The sequence below is a fragment of the Chitinophaga sancti genome, assembly GCF_034424315.1.
Lineage (GTDB): Bacteria > Bacteroidota > Bacteroidia > Chitinophagales > Chitinophagaceae > Chitinophaga > Chitinophaga sancti.
Window position 1 is genome coordinate 4,997,876 of sequence record NZ_CP139972.1, and the last position, 17,620, is coordinate 5,015,495.

The 17,620-nt window shown below is 40.7% G+C and carries 15 protein-coding genes; 4 read left to right on the top strand and 11 right to left on the bottom strand.

Annotated elements, in window-relative coordinates:
- Nucleotides 1-936 precede the first annotated feature (936 nt).
- The 8 genes from U0033_RS19310 to U0033_RS19345 all read right to left on the bottom strand — a co-directional run bounded on the left by U0033_RS19310 (nucleotide 937) and on the right by U0033_RS19345 (nucleotide 8,460).
- Complete coding sequence (locus U0033_RS19310) at nucleotides 937-1,236, bottom strand: helix-turn-helix domain-containing protein (RefSeq protein ID WP_072365160.1); 300 nt, start codon at nucleotides 1,234-1,236, stop codon at nucleotides 937-939.
- Between the two features lie 37 nt (nucleotides 1,237-1,273).
- A complete protein-coding gene (locus U0033_RS19315; RefSeq protein WP_143150926.1) occupies nucleotides 1,274-1,615 on the bottom strand; it encodes a hypothetical protein in 342 nt (113 codons plus the stop codon).
- 168 nt (nucleotides 1,616-1,783) lie between these two features.
- Nucleotides 1,784-3,454 (bottom strand): NAD(P)-binding protein, encoded by a 1,671-nt coding sequence (locus tag U0033_RS19320; RefSeq protein ID WP_072365156.1) that lies wholly within the window; start codon nucleotides 3,452-3,454, stop codon nucleotides 1,784-1,786.
- Nucleotides 3,429-4,949 (bottom strand): polyamine aminopropyltransferase, encoded by a 1,521-nt coding sequence (locus U0033_RS19325; protein ID WP_072365194.1) that lies wholly within the window; start codon nucleotides 4,947-4,949, stop codon nucleotides 3,429-3,431. The genes U0033_RS19320 and U0033_RS19325 overlap by 26 nt, the downstream gene beginning before the upstream one ends.
- A gap of 8 nt (nucleotides 4,950-4,957) precedes the next feature.
- The gene (locus tag U0033_RS19330; protein ID WP_177318722.1) at nucleotides 4,958-5,197 is read right to left on the bottom strand and encodes a hypothetical protein; all 240 of its coding nucleotides are present in this window, start codon (nucleotides 5,195-5,197) and stop codon (nucleotides 4,958-4,960) included.
- Nucleotides 5,175-6,419: a DUF4178 domain-containing protein gene (locus U0033_RS19335; RefSeq protein ID WP_083571849.1), complete on the bottom strand. Its 1,245-nt coding sequence runs from the start codon at nucleotides 6,417-6,419 to the stop codon at nucleotides 5,175-5,177. The genes U0033_RS19330 and U0033_RS19335 overlap by 23 nt, the downstream gene beginning before the upstream one ends.
- Nucleotides 6,420-6,430: 11 nt before the next feature.
- Nucleotides 6,431-6,784 (bottom strand): S-adenosylmethionine decarboxylase family protein, encoded by a 354-nt coding sequence (locus U0033_RS19340; protein ID WP_143150925.1) that lies wholly within the window; start codon nucleotides 6,782-6,784, stop codon nucleotides 6,431-6,433.
- A gap of 143 nt (nucleotides 6,785-6,927) precedes the next feature.
- Nucleotides 6,928-8,460: an ATP-binding protein gene (locus U0033_RS19345; protein ID WP_072365148.1), complete on the bottom strand. Its 1,533-nt coding sequence runs from the start codon at nucleotides 8,458-8,460 to the stop codon at nucleotides 6,928-6,930.
- A 316-nt stretch (nucleotides 8,461-8,776) separates the two neighbouring features.
- On the opposite strand from U0033_RS19345, the gene U0033_RS19350 reads away from it, so the two are divergent.
- On the top strand, nucleotides 8,777-8,929 hold the full coding sequence (locus tag U0033_RS19350) for a hypothetical protein (RefSeq protein WP_177318721.1): 153 nt from the start codon (nucleotides 8,777-8,779) through the stop codon (nucleotides 8,927-8,929).
- Between the two features lie 393 nt (nucleotides 8,930-9,322).
- Here the strand turns inward: U0033_RS19350 and U0033_RS19355 are convergent, their stop codons facing one another.
- The 3 genes from U0033_RS19355 to U0033_RS19370 form a co-directional block, all read right to left on the bottom strand.
- Nucleotides 9,323-9,862 carry a hypothetical protein gene (locus U0033_RS19355; RefSeq protein ID WP_072365146.1) on the bottom strand — a complete coding sequence of 180 codons (540 nt, stop codon included), beginning with the start codon at nucleotides 9,860-9,862 and terminating at the stop codon, nucleotides 9,323-9,325.
- A gap of 566 nt (nucleotides 9,863-10,428) precedes the next feature.
- The gene (locus U0033_RS19360) at nucleotides 10,429-11,055 is read right to left on the bottom strand and encodes a hypothetical protein (protein WP_072365144.1); all 627 of its coding nucleotides are present in this window, start codon (nucleotides 11,053-11,055) and stop codon (nucleotides 10,429-10,431) included.
- Nucleotides 11,056-11,455: 400 nt separating this feature from the next.
- Nucleotides 11,456-13,138 (bottom strand): hypothetical protein, encoded by a 1,683-nt coding sequence (locus U0033_RS19370; RefSeq protein ID WP_072365142.1) that lies wholly within the window; start codon nucleotides 13,136-13,138, stop codon nucleotides 11,456-11,458.
- Between the two features lie 431 nt (nucleotides 13,139-13,569).
- Between U0033_RS19370 and U0033_RS19375 the strand changes: the two genes are divergently transcribed.
- The 3 genes from U0033_RS19375 to U0033_RS19385 all read left to right on the top strand — a co-directional run bounded on the left by U0033_RS19375 (nucleotide 13,570) and on the right by U0033_RS19385 (nucleotide 17,618).
- The gene (locus tag U0033_RS19375; RefSeq protein WP_072365139.1) at nucleotides 13,570-14,223 is read left to right on the top strand and encodes a hypothetical protein; all 654 of its coding nucleotides are present in this window, start codon (nucleotides 13,570-13,572) and stop codon (nucleotides 14,221-14,223) included.
- Between the two features lie 260 nt (nucleotides 14,224-14,483).
- Complete coding sequence (locus U0033_RS19380; RefSeq protein ID WP_177318720.1) at nucleotides 14,484-16,073, top strand: pyridoxal phosphate-dependent decarboxylase family protein; 1,590 nt, start codon at nucleotides 14,484-14,486, stop codon at nucleotides 16,071-16,073.
- Nucleotides 16,074-17,618: a phenylacetate--CoA ligase family protein gene (locus U0033_RS19385; RefSeq protein WP_072365135.1), complete on the top strand. Its 1,545-nt coding sequence runs from the start codon at nucleotides 16,074-16,076 to the stop codon at nucleotides 17,616-17,618. It abuts the gene before it with no gap.
- Nucleotides 17,619-17,620: the final 2 nt, after the last annotated feature.

Consider the following 17,620-nt stretch of genomic DNA (forward strand, 5'->3'; position numbering starts at 1 on the left):
CTAAAAAACATCAACTTAGGAAGAAAAAGAAGCCCAAAACAAATCAGAAGGGGCCAAATGCAACCTTGCTAAAGTTAGAGCAATAAATTGGGTAATACAGGATTAATTTATAGGGCCATTGTATTATTATGAAATTATCTAATAAGAACTGCTGTATCAGCACTAACAGATCAGATCTACTGAATGCACTGTGACCTAGATAGATTAGATAATATCCAGCTTTCAATATATTTTCATATTTAATCCAGCAATGAAACATTGGATGGCAGACAAATCTTCTACAAACAGGTTCCGGGTAGAGCGGTTCGTTACCTCCCCCACACACCCCTGCGAACAGATTTCCTGTACACGGTTCCTCTGTTTACGGCTTCGCTATTTGAAAACTATGATAGATTTTTGGTCTTATAAGTAGGAACCAAACGGTAGTCAGTTTTGCTATTTTATTCCATGTCCAGACTCGCTTACCGCCCCGATGGCTGAACCACTTATGAAGCAGGTACTTTGTCTGATTGTAATATGTATACAACTTCCTACTGTTAAATGTAATACCATAGTAAGCATAATGGCCACGAAGCTTCTGGTTCAATTCTCCAATAAGTTCTCCTATCGGTAACTTATGTCTATAGAATTTAATCCAATCACTCAGACGTTTCAAGGTGGCATACCTTCGGCAGCTTCGTGCCACCATCTCTGATGACTACTCAATAGACTTTGTAGGGCAGGATTGGGCGCCTGCCGGGTAATTTCGAGGCCTTTCATCTATAAATCCCCGCCTCACGGACTTTGCACAGCGCAATCGAAACCTGGCCCTATAATAATGAAAGATTAAGGTTTAAGCACTTGAAGCAATGTTGCTATAGACATATGACAAATTATAGATAGCCGGAAGATATATTCAAGCTGTTTTTTTACCTAAAACATGTGCCTTCAAGTGTTTCAAGCAATTTGTTTCTTTCTATTTTTTTGCAAACGGTGGTTTGAAATATGAATTATTGGTTCTCCAAGCTCGGCTTCTAATTTAGCCAATGTCATCAACGTCCAATTATGATTACCTTTTAACCATTTATTTATCTCAGAGGGTTTTTTCCCCATTCTTTCAGCGAGGTCTTTTTGTGTATATCCTTTTGCCTGCAAAATCTGGTTAATCCTAATGACAATATCAGTATATTGTCTTACAAATATTCTCACTTCTTCCGGTGTTTCCTCCTGAATTTGCGTTGCTACTTTACTTCGCATATCGATAAGATTTTATAAAATAATTTCCTCACTATCATTAGCTCGTATTTTCCTGTTTTTTTAGGTCAATGCTGATCTCCCTATCCTGTAATGCTTCTTCTATTCTTCTAGCAAATTGGCAAGCCTCGCGCCATTTTAAATTCAGATCCTTACTTGCCTGGGTTGTTGAAGCTGACTTTACTCCGCCATTAAATAGAACAACCAAATCTGAGCGATTATTTACTCTTAGCGCGTACAATCTTAAGGGGAAACCAGGATAAAAGAATGTTACCTCGCCAAGATTTGCTTTCCCTTGATTTGGTAAACCGACTACTTGATTTTCAAATCGATTAAACAATAAATCTATCGCTCCATGATCATCCCCAATACTATCCAACACAAAACTTAGTAGGACCTGTGTGGACTTTTTGAGTTCAGGTATAACGATATATTTCTTGAAGATTTATCAGTTCCAGCAGATTTAATCCAAAGTATAATTGCACAGGTAGCTTTCTAATAATAAACTTGTTTAATAAATCTTAAACCGCTAATACATTTTGGTTATTCATTATGAAGAATGGGAATGGAATGTCTTACTTTCTTTTGTAGCCAATACACCATCCGCAGCCTTATTACCCCAGTAAAACGCCTCCTCAAATATAGAAATCCCACTCAGATCTGAATGGGCAAAAAAGATATTCTTATGCTTACTCTCCCGCGCAGCCACTACGTTCGCACCCGTTATAAATCCAACTGTAGGGCGAATCATACCATGCCCCCATATCCATACTTCAATGTCCTTAATGAGCGCGTGAATGCCAGGATGCGCTACTTCCATATCATCAGTTATCAATTTCACCCATTGCTCATGTGGCAAATTCAATGCATATCTACGGGAATCAGCAGGTGGCAGGTGATCCAGCGGCAGGTAATATGTCAGCACCTGCTGTGCAGGAACCTCCAATGTTAAGCGCTGATGCTGTGCATTTACATAACCCAGGGAACGACTTTTGTAAAAGACGTTGTCCCAGCACAATTGGAACCCCCTTGAATCAGATAAAGGATCGAGGGTAATATTAGCGACCAGCCACGGTGAATAGTTGAAATGATGATCGTAATCACCATCCGGTAATAACCGATGCGTAACGAACTGCGGTGTTGCCATGATACAGGTGTTAGCAATGATTCGTTTTGTAGCACCTGTTTTTACATCCAGGTAATCGACCCATACCTTATCACCGGCAGGTGTTACCTTATATGCCAGGCTATCAGTCTGGATACGCGCTCCTATAATATCACGCATCTTTTTCACCAGGTGTCCATTCCCTTCCGGCCAGGTAAGCACCGCAGCATTATCTGCATTGGCCGCCTTGCCCTTGCGGGAAGCAAAATAATGAATACCTGCCCATGCACTTATGATCTCTATACCAGCTCCATAATCATCCCGGCAACAGTAATCCAGGTACCAGTAAATCTCTTCTGAATGATACCCCTCATGCTGCAGATATGCTTTCATTGAGATATTATCCAGCGCCTGTGTTTCCGGATCTTTTGAGCTATAGACGACAGGTATATCGAACAAGTACAGGTTATCACTCCCCTTCTGCCAACGCAGCTTTTCCATCGTCGCAAAGAAACGGCGAAATTCTGCCTGCGCTGCATCACTCACACCAAATTGCGGTACCAACCCTTCCTGCCAGCGATTACGAATAAATAACCGCTCCTCCGGATCATAACGAAGGTCTGTCTCCTGGTACACAGGCAACTGCTTATCGTCGTAACCCGTGATCATACCAATATCCTGCAGAAAGTTCAGCAGTGGCTGATTATCCAGGCTCGGAACAGGCAGATAATGCGCCCCTAACGGATAAGCAGAATAAGCATTTTCTCCACCCGCAGCATTGCCACCGGGCTGAGATTCCAGCTCCAGTACTTTGAAGTTCGTGTAATTATTCTTTAGCAAATGATACGCAGCTGAAAGGCCCGAAATACCACTACCGATTATTACCGTATCGAGGATTTCTGTTTGATCAGGTGTAGCAAAGGAACCATTACGAAGCTGATGACCAATAGCAGCAGAAGCACCGTTTATTTTACCTTTTATATGCGCATATTTATCCGCTCTCCTGCTACAGGCAATAAACTGTGTCTCCGTGACAGTAGCCCCGGCAACCAGCGCCATATACCAAAGAAAATCTTTGCGGGTAAGTGTTTTACTCCTGGTATTTTCCCCATTCATCTTCAAAATATTGCACCAGTACCTGGTTGTTTAAATGATTTGCCTGCACCACTCTCTTATCCATATCAGCAGAGAACTGGCACATCTGTGGGAAAATACCCGCAGCGAAATAACGCAGACCAGCAGGTATCGCTGTATGATGATCTGTGAGTGATGTGGGAGACGCCATCACATATCCCCATTCCCCAAATGAAGGTACATAAGTATGATAAGGAATGGTATGGTACCCACAATCGTGTAATGTTTTATCCACACACCAGAATGCCTTAGGCGCCACAAATGGCGAAGTAGATTGTACAACGATAACGCTGCTGTCACCCAGTGAATGCTTCAGCTCTCTATAAAAAGCGGTGGTGTATAGTTTACCCACAGCATAGTTACCCGGATCAGGAAAGTCGATCACCACAATATCGAATAGCTTCTTATTTTTCCTGAGCCACTGAAAAGCATCAGCATTGATCACCTGCAACCTGGAAGAACTGAGGGATTGCTTATTCAGTGCGGATAACAGCGAACTTTCCCTGAACAGCTTCGTCATACTCGCATCGAGATCCACGAGCGTGATGCTTTCTACATCTCTATATTTTAGTACTTCACGGGCCGCCATGCCATCTCCTCCACCCAGTATCAGTACACGCTTATGTTGTGCGCCATACAGCATGGCAGGATGTATAAGCGCTTCGTGATAGCGGTATTCATCCGCAGAGCTGAACTGAAGATTGCCATTAAGGTATAATCTCAGCTCATAATTATTGCGGGTGATAACGATACGCTGATAAGGAGATGAATGGGAAAAGATAACAGGATCCCGGAATGCCAGTCCTTCCGAAAAGGACATGATCTTATTTGCCCAGGCAAAAATGAGCGACAGCACCGCGATCACAGCCAATGCTTTGATATTTAAGTACCTTGCCCATTTTACCTCTGATCTGAATTTCACACATACAAGGATCGCTACCAGCACATTGAGCACACCAAAGAAGCATGCGGTACGTATCAATCCTAAATAAGGAACGAGTACCAGCGGAAAAACGATTGATGCCAACAACGCACCGATATAATCAAATGTAAATACCCGTGATACCAGATCGCGGAATTCATACCTATTCTTCAGAATGTTCATTAACAGGGGTAACTCCAGACCAACCAGCGTACCCGTAAGACCTACCAGCAAATATAAGATCAGGCGAAAAGAGGCTGCCTGGTCGAATAAAAGAAAAAGGATGGCAGGACTGATACCACCAATCAGGCCTACAAGAATTTCCAGCTGAATAAACCAGCTGAGCAATTCTTTTTTAAAGAAACGGGACAAGTATGCCCCTATCCCCATAGAGAACAGGTAGCAACCGATGATGGTGGAGAACTGTGTAACGGAGTCGCCTAGTAAATAACTGGCAAGCGTACCTGCTATCAGCTCATAAATAAGTCCACAGGTGGCGATTACGAATACTGATAGTAATAACAGGAATTCCAACGGCCTATTTATCTTAAACATATTCGCCATTATTTGTGATAGAAAGTATGAACACCGGAGTGACCGTTCTGTCTATCCTGGCCAGGTACGTATTTCTCTGTACTGGCACAATTGCAGACACGATAACCGTAACGATTCGAGATCACAAGTACTACCAGCAGTATAGATGCAACACTTATGATGAAGCCATCTCTTTTCCAGATTCTGCGTATTATATTGAATGGACTAACATTTTCTTCCATGATATTATTCCCAACGTTTTTTTTCAAAAAAATAATTCCCAATTTGGACGAGTATACATATCACCAACATAATTAAGGTGAGAAAGAACGGGTTCCATAATGTATATGTATTCCATGTGGCTGTCACCGTAGCAGATACCGGCGACCCGTAGTTTTCTTTATAGGGAGTGACTACGAGATGGTATGTACCCGGAGGAATGCTACAAACAAACGCAGAGGCTACTTTATCTCCTTCCGCCCAGCTTTCTCCATCGGAATACCCATGATAGTAAGATGATTCCAGTGCAACAGTCTGCTCCTTACCATCTTTTTCATTGACAAGATCGATATCAGTTGCACACCAGTTGTTGTCCACATCGCCACTGATAGTAACTTCCATATTGGACATTTTATAAACTACAAAGCTTTCGCTCACCCGGGGACGGTTCATAGTGGTATCATCCACATTCAGTTGCATATAGGATACTACCTTCTGGCTTGCATTCAGGTTATAATAGTACTGGATGACGAATGCCAATACACCAAAAATCATAACACCGGCTAAGCCGCGGAACCAGTCAAAATTGACATAAAATGGCTGAGCCGCCGCTACACCTGTACGACGCGGCACCCTCCCACCATTGAGGAGTCCTTTGCTAACCTGTTTTGGACGTATGTACTCTCCAAAAAACAGATCAATCTCCGTCTTAGAAGTATATTCAACTGCCAGCAATTTTGGAGGAGCAATATATTCGAAGCACTCGATGTTCCTGGAGAAATTGATGTCAAAATGAAACTCTCCTCTTACCGCACGGTAGAAAGCATGATAATTGTGGAAATGTTTAAGTGTAACACCATCGACATCTATTGTTGGCGCATATTTCTGAGGAGGCGCACATACCAGCCCATCGTTTTCCATTGGGGAAAGTAATAGCCAGTGACCATTAAATGTAGAGAGGAAGACGTTTACATTATCCTCATTCCTGCGGAGGGTATATTCTACCCAACAGTATTTGTCAGCGCCGACTTCTACACGTTCTGCGTAGGTGATGACAGTATATGCTATGCCGTTGATGATACCTGTGGCTCCCAGAGGGATCAGCTGGTGGTATTTTGCTTCCCTGAGCTTACCTGTCACCCTGAAAGCTAAAGGAGCCGACGATTCTTTATGAAGGATGGAATAGCAATGATGACAAACAAATACTTCTGTTCTTACGGGATCAAAAACTGACAGGATTGTACTACAAGTGGGACATTTAAAAGTGTTCATGGGTATAAATGTTATCTTCTCAGGGAATGGGATTCATGACGGGTAGCTTCGAAGAAGCGCAGGATCTCCTGCATGATCGCTTCGGTAATCAGGTCATTGTTTTTCCTAAAGTTAGAGAGGAATACATCGCAGGTACATAAGCCGTATTCCGGCCAGGTATGAATAGAGACATGCGATTCCGTCAAACAGTGTACGGCAGTGAATCCACCACCTGGAAAATCATGAATGTTTTGCCCCACGGCTGTCAGCTGATGTTGCTCGATCTGTCCCTGAATGAATGTTTTCCAGCAGCTGCTATGCTGTAATAAGTCTATTCTCGGGGAGTACACTGTGGTTAACAGGTGTAATCCCGGCTGGTATGGCATAAGGATAAATAATGATTGGAGGCAAGATATTACAAAATTGGGGAATTATATCCTGAAATTAGCGGGATGAGAGGGGGAGATGCCCAGGAAAGCTGCTATGCACTTATTTTATCCGCGGGAAATATCATTATGGAGATAAATTATTATTCCAATTCTTTAACTAAATAGTCCTGAACATTTCTTTTCTCTGAGGAGAAATTGATACCTATAGCGATTTTCTTTCTTGCATCCATTTGATAGGGACGCAAGTATCCTTTCTCAAAGATCTGGTCTAGCGCCACATTCGCTGAGCTATTCAGTTTTAACTCTAATGCAAAAATATATCGATCAGTAAATACAAGCACATCGCACCTGCCGGTAGCACTGTGTACTTCACTGCGTACATCAAAACCTAAGCGCTTAAAGGAAAGATGAACAATAATATGAAAAATCGATTCGCTTTCTGCTTTCCAATGATCATAAGGAATCGTTGATAATAGTACATCCAATGCTTTGATCATTTGAGGCATATCATTTTTTTTCAATGATTCGCTCAAATCATCTGTAACAGACATTGAGTCGTTACCCGGAAATACATTCCTGTAAGCACTCAGCAGCGCATCTGTCAGGCTTTCCCTAACTTCTGTATTTGGGTATCCTAACTTATACAATCTATTATTAGAATTATATCCTTTAATAGTCAGATAGCCTGTTTGAAACAGTACGGGTATCACAGCAATATGTTCTACATTAAAACTACTCAGTGCATTTTCCCCAATATGTACATTTTCCAGATCATATTCCCTGTTTTGCTTCATAATGTTCACTAACCAGGTAGGCGTACCTGTATGAAACCAATAATTCCTGAAATCACGACCATCCATATATTTCAGTAAAGAAAATGGATTGTACACACGTTCAGCTTCTTCATGCCAGGCATAACCATTATACCATGACTTCAACTTTCCTAAAAAATCAGGCTGATGTTGCTGTATTTCTGCAATCTCATCCGCAAAGTCTCTCTCTAATTCCTGCTGGGTAATTCCGGCAATTGTGGCATATTTTCGATGAATGGTGATATCGTTAAGATTATTTAAATCAGAAAAAATACTCACTTTAGGGAATCTGCTAACTCCGGTAATTAACAACAAACGAATATATGGGTCTGAATCCTTTAATACAGAATAAAAGCTCTTAAATATCGACCTGTTTTCTTCCACTTTTCCCAGATCATCCAGATAATCGGTGATAGGTTTATCATATTCGTCAATCAGGATTACAACTTTTCCATTGGCAGAAGCCTTACGGATCAATTCTTCAAATCTTCCTTTTAAATGTTTGGATTCCAGTTCCACTCCCTGCTCTTTTGCCAAAATACCTATCTCAATACTAAGCGCTTCATATAGCCCTAATTTTTGATAGTCAAGCTTACTTAGCCTTAAATGTATTACTGGATGTTTTTGTTCCCAATTCCATTGATTATAGATCCAAAGGTCTTTAAATAATTCCCTGTTTCCACTAAATATCTCCTTAATGGTGGATAGCAACAGGGATTTCCCAAATCGTCTGGGCCGGCTTAGAAAATAATAATTGCCAGATGCAATTAAGTTATATATTGATTGAGTTTTATCAATATATAAAAAATTCTCCTTTCTTATTTTCTCGAAGTCTTGTATACCTATCGGATATTTCCTCATAAAAACAAAGTTAAAATAAATTCTATAACAAACAGGCTAAAGCGCAATCCGAATAAAGGTTTCAGGCACCATTCCTAATTGGATCTAATATACGATCAAGGAAAGCAATTGCATTTTCAAGGTAGCTTATAATCAATCAAGATAAATTTAATATAAAAACTAATTAATTTTCAATACCATAACACTTAACATAGATAGTTTAAACAAAGTATATCACATTAATTATCAGCAAATTAACAGAGGGATTTAAATTAATTATCGGTTAAATATTAGTCATAAAAATATAACCCAATATGTATGCCCTTTCCTTATTTTTATGAGGATTTTCGAAAAAAGTATTGACACGTATACCGAAGATGATATGACCATAATCCGCTGTAAAAAGCAGCGGTATGAGGTCTTCGACGAACTTTATGCGATAGAAAACCTCGATAATCTGAAAATATATATTACCAGGGAAGACGGTTAGTATAACTAACGTGGTTATATGCTACGATTGATTAAGCCAGTCAGCACTACAAATGTTAGTTGAGGAGGTTTTGATTAAATGGAAATTCAGAATGAATGAATAGCCATTCTATGCCCCATTTAGTCATTAAAAAAGCAAATGGAGAATGCATGTGGTTATATCTCAAACCAGGTAATCGCACCGCTTACATTAACTATTTTAAAGACTTAAAGTCAGGGCTCGTTGAACGCCCGAATATACACCGGCAATATATAGTACTTCCTATTTTATGACAATAGGATCAGAGCCGATGTGTATTTTATTTAATACCATTGGCACTAAAGCCTCCATAGGTTTTCAATGAATGAGGGAACGGATCATGAGTAGATGGTCATTTTCCATTAAAATATGCCTCTATTCTATCTGCAGCTCCCGCACCGTTTCATTTCCTGGCAAATCTACCGCCACTATCACAAGTTTTCCACCTGGTGGTACTGTGCTTACCTTATAAGACCAATGCACGCCATTTCGGCTTAAAAGGGCCTTTCCCCGCTCCAGGATAACACCCCGGGCATCCTCCACTCTTACGTTCACCTCCGCTACCCTGAATTCATTCTTCGCTGTCACAACCACGGTCTCTGCTTCGAATTGAATATCCTGGATCTCGGGTGACTGATAAGCATCTCTGACCGCCATATTAAAGGCATTCTGCCCGGGGCCAGCCAGGGACTTATAATACGCCTTTATCTCGGGATCCATAATGACAGCCTTGGCATAAGCCACTGCCACTTTCATCTTATACCTGGCTTCTAACTGCTTTGTGGTAGGCTTCCCCTTCGAGGGGCCACGCTTTTTAGCGATGATGATCTGACCATTTCGTTCGTATATCACGAACTCATTGCCGAGTACACCCCGGACTTTATCTAATAGTAAACTGTCCTTTACTATGGCCATAGCAAACAATTTTGAGGTTACAATACAATGTTAGCTTTTTCTGGTGAGATATAGTCCTTCTTTAACATTAAATGAGTACTAAAATATTATTGTAAGATCACCAGAATATCGATTGGATATTGAGGTACTATTTTAGTGCTCTTTTAATGATCTCTAAACATCGTTATGTACGGCTCTCTGTCTTATACACGGTTCCTCCTCTTCTTATTCCATCTACCCCCAATTCAGGAATCAGGTCACAGGGAAGGCAACACCCCCCAGGATTCAAAAAGTATAGAATTGCGCGTGTGTATGTAATTGTTGCGAGGCAGAAGAGATGCGGAGGGAAGTAATATCATTCACACATAAAGCAGCTATGGCAGGAGTACATACCAGAATTAAGGTATGACAGAAGGAGATTCATAATTTCCATGATGGCATTCATTACTACCTGGTGAGAAAGATGCTATAAAAAAGCAGGAGAGTTGATGGTTTCTTTTACCTAATTAGCAGGTGCTGAGAATTGCGCAAAAACCATTTCGTTTCCATCACCCACCCGGGAGGGAGTACCCTTTTTCGTCAGCCCCCTATTTATGCTTATAAATATTCCCTTTATAAGGCATATTATGTTCATCCAGTGGTAACAATCTCTTTTCTTTCAGTAACCATTTTCTGATCGGCGCTTTGTAACTGATCGGAATAAATTCTTTATCATATAACATAATGACAAAATCATTGTCCTGATGTGAGTCAATCAGAAACGTACGAGGCCTGATATTATTAAACAGAATATTGATCTTAGTGATCTTACCGTTCACAGTAACCATCGCATCATCATTCAACAAAGCGGGTGTAGTAGCATCGTTAATGAAAACCTTTGCAAGCGTAAACTTCTTCACATCCTGTACAATAACCTGTACACGATTCTGACCGTCACCAACAGCAGCATTTTTCTTACTGATCACGCGCTCAGGTTTAATAAGGCTATCCTCATCAAATGGCCGGGTAATATGCAATTGCACTGTATCGTTATACACATACCATTTCCCGTAAAACGTATCTTTCACCAACTCGGTGAACATGTCATAGGTAAACGTGCTATCCTCGTGAAGATCCAGTTCTGAGAATGACCGTTGATGCTGAACAGCTGGGATATATTTTCCAGGCAACTTTACACCGCATCCTGTGAAGATCAAAACAAACATGGCAGACATGTATCTCCAATACCGATTAATAATAAGTTGTACCATTGAGTCTAAATGCGTGATTATAAAATTTAAAATCTTCCAGGTAATCGGTAATAGGTTTATCATATTCGTCAATCAGGATCAAAAACCTTTCCATTGCCTGAAGCCCTACGGATCAATTCTTCAAATCTTCCTTTCAAATGGTTGGATTCCAGTTCCACTCCCTGCTCTTTTGCCAAAATACCTATCTCAATACTAAGCGCTTCATATAGCCCTGATTTTTGATAGTCAAGCTTACTTAGCCTTAAATGTATTACTGGATGCTTTTGTTCCCAATTCCATTGATTATAGATCCAAAGGTCTTTAGATAATTCCCGGCTTCCACTAAAGATCTCTTTAATGAATTTGAAACACCTCTGCCTAATATTTAACGGGTCTTCACCTCTTTTGTGTTCCGGATAAATGATATTAACATATTGGGTCTATGGTACCAACCGGATTTTAATGCATTATTTATGCTAAATTCAATTTCACTTTCGGTATAATATTTCTTTAACAAGCCGGGTAGCTTTGGAATAGCTTCCATCGCTTCTTCTTCGTCCATATCATATGTAAGATCGGCCTTATTGAAAATCGTTTTCAAGAATTCTTTTTTATTGGCAAGAATGATCCTTTCAGCATATTCCAAAATAATGTTATAAGGAGTATATTCATTGATATAATCTATCATTTTCCCATACTTATTATCGAATTCCAATAGTTTAAAAGAAAATTTTATTGCATCAAGGTTCTGGGATGCCAATTGTCTTGCCCGTGATAAAACCTTACTGCGCCACTTCTTCTTCTCTTCCTCATTTGTTATCCTTGAATAAATAAAAAGAAAATCATCAAAATCAAATGTATTAGGGAAAAGGTATTTTAATACCTCAGCTAGTTTATGTTCATCATTTTCAAGCGTCGCTATTTCTTTCAGGAATTGTAAATAGCGCAGATTATATTCTTCTCGGAAATTACTTTTAATCTGTTCCCAGCAATATTTCTCTGCAAGCTTTACATGTCCGGAATTAATCAGGTTCTCTATCAGCAGCTCATTGTAATCATTGTTAAAAGTGATAGGTTTAAAGACCTTGTAGTACGCATCAAACAAGTCATTATTTAATACAATTTTAAACAAGGTTTCTGTATATATTTTGCCGTGGTAAAATTTTGTTGGGTCACACGTGGTATATTGCTTTAGCAATTTATCGATCAAAGTTCTCCCTTTAGACGTTCCATTATATCCAATTGCTTTTTCGAGGAAGGATAAATAATTAATCCTCTGATCAAAGGTTTCTACGTCAATCTGGTCAGCAAAATAACCTAAGGCTAATTTCCAGTCATCTTCATGCTGCAATTCATTTAGGGATATCAAAGCTTTGTCAAACAGGCTTTCCAGGTATTTAATCATCTTATTACTGGATGAGCTAAGCTTCCGCTGTATTTCCTCGTAGCTTTCTACTATTGCATTAAAATTTTTAAATGATTCTACATCTGTCACACCCGAAAAATATTTTTCTACTATAGGAAGATGTATTTCTGTCCAGAGATCAACAATTTTTTTCACTTCTCCGGCCTCTATTTTCCTTTTATTTTTTATGACTGCCTTGACAGCATCCAGCGTAAGTTTCTTTACTTCCTGCGGAGTGTACTTGTTTTGCTGGCTTGAAAAATGATGGACAAAAGCAAGTTCCATATCCTTGTTCTTTATCAATATTTCTTTTACCCACTTCCGCAGCTCCCCGATATCAGCTTCATTTACAAGTATGTCAAGCTTGTTTGATTTTTTTGGATTTCCCGGCAACTTCTTCTTCCCCTTTTTGCCAGTATAGAGAAACAATGCTATTTTATGTTGGCAGAAAGCTGCTTTGCTATCACAATCACAATCATGATGCAGGACTTCCTTTTTATCATTCAATGAAATAGTGACATCAAAGCTTACATCATTTTCATCGACATAGGCCTGATATTTATTTTTTTCAATTTCATCACATTCTCTTACGATACACTTTTCCGATCTTTTTACCAGATCTTTAGACAGTATGTTCTTATAATTATCAATTGACAATTCCATTTTTCTCTATATATAAAATTGTAAAATGTAAGCAAGTTCTCAAGATACTATTTACCCGGGCAAAAAGATCATCCATGGATGATAAAAGCTATATTTCTCTTTTCACCAAAGGATGTATAGCTCCCAATAAAGGCACTTCCCCTTCGGCAGTAGTAAAGGTCTTCTTCCACAGAAGTGCATTGACATCCTCCAGGTCAGGTACAAGATTTCTGCTTCCCCCGAGAACAGGTTGTAATTAAAAATGTGGGAAATAAATTTACAAATCCAGAATATCGTTCTTGTCTGTTTTAGCACTAATCCAGCGAAAAAAATATTTTATCCCTGCTCCTCAACTTTTGATCCTTATCCGTTGTTATGTAATTCAACGCCATGATTCAATATAATTAATTAGTCATTGTTCCTCATTAAATATAACCTAAAACCTAAAAGACATGTTCCCAAGCGCTATTAAAGTAAAAAACGTAAACGTTTATCCTTATGCAAATTGGCCGGGTTACGGTGTAGGCCCTGCATTAACGAAAGTAATTGAAGGTGCCTCCGGCGTATATTCTGTAGGCACGCTGTTTACTAATGTAATGTATAATCTTAGCCTCAGTGGCGGCAAAGAGCTGGCCCCACTGGTTGTTCACGAAAGTTATGTGGCTATTGGCGAAACTGAGTATGGTGTACCGTTTACTTCCCATTGGGTATACTGTTTGCAAGCCGGTCCGGAGCCTACATTCGGTCTCACGATCAATGCTTATTATGTGCCTTTCCACTATGTGCCGGGCAGCTATTCAACACCTCCCTATTTCCCCATTGCCGCGCTTACAGATATTACCGTAAGCCAGCTTTTTGCACCACCGGCTATTGGTCAAAAACTGCTTATCGTCAATGGTACAGGTAATATTATTGCTACCAAGACCGGTACACCACATGAAATGGGAGTGGAGGTAACCAGTGGTCACCGTGTGAGCCCACTGGCAGTAGGTTTACAAGGTATTCTCATTACCGGTAAAACGAAAGATGGACACCTTATTTCCTTTAATTCACTTACCTGCACAGATGCAGGAGAGCCAGCTGTATTCCTTCGTCAGCTTGCCTGATTACATCCATTTTTAAACATCATAAATGTTAGAGAAAGTTCCGTCTCTTATTCCTAAAGCCGGAACTTTCCTCTAACAGATGATTTTTCATTTAATTATTGTTTCCTGTGAGCATTTAACGGAACGCTGGGATTTTATTTATAAATACCACGTCTATTTTTTCGTAAACACCACTTCAACAATAATTTCCAGGTATTATCATCTGGTATACCTGGTAGCGCACTGCATTAAAGAAAATAACTAATTGAAAAATGAATGCTATGTCCCTAAATGAAATTGCTGGACCAGTTAACTATAACTCCTCTTATGTTCCCCTGCAAACAACTGAAAGTATTTCCTGTGAGGAAGCTTTTTCTACAAAAGCATTCAGGAATATATCGGAGGTAGTTGTCTCTTCCCTGGAACAATATCTGCAGAACATTGAGCCGGTAAGCGGTCTGGCGCTTACAGATCCTGCTATTCTTACCCAGAAGGCCAGAAGCCTTATGACAAATGCGTCAGAAGAAATTGCAGCATTTGATGAAAACCGTCTCAGAAAAATTATTGACCTGTATACAAAGACAGGGATACAGGTACATTCCAAAGGGTATATGGGCCGCCAGTTCTCAGGAGTACTGCCCTTATCCGGCGTGTTTGACCTGGTAAATGCCACTGTTAATCAGCCATCTTCTTTTTATGAAGCCGCACAACTGCCCAATGTCGCAGAGCGCATTATGCAGGAAGAGCTGAATAAGTATATCGGCTATCCTGAGGATACGTTTACCATGGTCACTACTTCTGGCGGCTCACTGGCTAACCTGACCGCATTGCTGGCCGCCCGCAATTATAAATATCCTAATGTATGGAACAGTGGCCTGCATGGTATACAGCCAGAAGGAAGACCTGCTGTGGCCATTAGTGAAAATGCACATTACAGCATTAAAAGAGCCATTGGTATTATGGGCGTTGGTGAAGACCAGATTGTGAAGCTGCCTGTAAACGACAAAAACCAGATTGACAGCCGCAGGGTTCCGCTGATGCTTAAAAAAGCGAAGGAGCAAGGCCTTCATGTATTTTGCATGGTAGCTTCTGCCTGTACTACAGACACGGGTTCATTTGATCCGCTGGAAGAACTGAGTACCATTGCCCGCGAAAACAATATCTGGTTTCATGTAGATGGTGCCCACGGCGCCAGCCTTTTACTATCGGACAGTCACCGGTATAAACTAAAGGGCCTGGAAAACGCAGATTCGTTTATATGGGACGCACATAAAATGCTGTTTACACCCGGTACCTGCACGCTGCTGTTTTATAAAGATAAACAAAGAAGCTACGGCGCTTTCCGGCAGGACGCCAGTTATGTTTTTGAGAAAGAGGCAGACATTTACACTGCGCTGGATAGTGGTGAACAAAACTTTGAATGCACTAAAAGACCTTTGATTATGAATCTTTGGGTGTCCTGGGCGATGCATGGCAAAGCGGTATTTTCTCAAAAGATAGATCGTCTTTGTTACCTGGCTGCAGAAGCATATAATATACTGTGCAATGAAAATGATTTTGAGCTTGTTCACCAGCCGCAGGCAAATATTCTCTGTTTCCGGTATGTACCCGATAACCTGGACCCGGAAGTACATCCTCATTTTCAGTTAAATACCCGTAACAAAATAAAAGAAGAAGGTAGGTTCTTTATTTCCAAGGTGGAATTAAACGGGCAGGAAGTGCTGAGAGTTGTTTTCATGAATCATGAAATTGAAATGAAACATTTTCGCATGCTGCTGCAGGAAATAAGAAGAACAGGGCAGGACATAATTGCTGCCCAGAATGGCCGTTCCGCCCAACACAAGCTCCATACTGCAATAAATATTTTATAAATGAAGCCCAAAAAGACAGACACAAATCCAGTTACAGAGCTGATTAATAAATTAATACCCGATAGTGAGCTGCAGCCCCGAAGTATTGAAGAGGTCATTCAGCTGCCTTCGTTTTATGATAAACTAAAGGAGTTTGCCAAAGAGCTGAATAAGGAATATTGCACAGTGGATATTGAAGACCAGCAAGCCCTTACCTTCAGAAGGTTACAGCAGATTACCAATATTCTGCTGCTTAATCCTCTCTGGAAAAAGTATATCAACAAGTCAGGTTTAAAACAAGCACCTGCTAACTGGGATGACTGGCAGCAGTTGCCTATATCAGGTAAAAGTAAAATGGCCGAATTTTTTAACGGTTCCCGGCCAGGGATGGTAGTGCCATTGCATCATGGAGGTTTTGAAATAGTAGCCAGCGGGGGTACCACTTCGGGCGTACTCGCAGAAACAGTATACCCGCTAAAAGAGTTACAGGAAACTTATGAGATTGCCGGTGAGTTCATTGGCAAACATATGCTTAACAAATATCTTACCGGCACACAGCCCAAATGGGTGGCCACCACACTTGCCGATTACCAGATGTGGAGCAGTGGTACCATGGTAGGTGGTGTGTTGCAGAAAATACCAGGCATCAATTACATTGGCGCAGGTCCGCTGAATAAAGATGTATACCAGCATATGATGAGCTATGAAGGACCCAAAGCCATTATGGGTATATCGCAGGGCATTGCTCTTCTGAGCCAGCTGGGCGCCGGAATGCCTGAAGAGGCGCGGAAAAGCTTCCGGGTAGCCATGTATGGCAGCGGACTGCTTACCAATCTCCAGCAGGAAGAGCTGAAAGCCCTTTATCCCAATGTGGTTATCTTAAGTTATTTCGCTGCCACCCAGGCAGAAACAATAGGGCTGCAGATAAACCACGAGTCAGCTGGCCTGGCTGCCGTACCGGGCCTTCATTTTGTAGAAGTGGTAGATGAAAACGGCAAATGGGTGGCTGTAGGTGAGGAAGGAGAACTGGTGGTAACAAGACTGTTAGGTAATGAAGTGCCGGTAATCCGGTATAAGGTGGGCGACCGCGTAATACGCAGGGAGAATATTGTAACCGATGCACTTAAAACCTTTCAGTTTGAGTTTTCCGGAAGAAGCGGTGATATGATACACCTGGGCGATACCCAGTATTTTGCTCCTAATGCGTATAAAATGGTCGCCAATGCGCTTAAGGCAAAAAGCATAGCAGATCTGCAGGAGCTGGCACAGGAAATTCAGTTTGTAAACTACCGGAAAGATAGCCGGCTGGAGCTACTGGCAACGGTGGATAATCCGGAGAAGTATACCCGTAAACTAACTGCCGAATTAAACGATGCTGATTTGCAGCAATTGTTTTATGATGCTTTTGCAGGTTCCCTCTCCCTGTTTAACAAGCTGGAAGCCAATAGCAACAATATCAGGAATACGAAGTACAAATTCTTTATCAGGTTTATAGCCAAAGGCAGCGATCAGCTGCACAAAACCAATGTAGGAAAAGTACCATTAATCAGAGACATATTTCAATAATA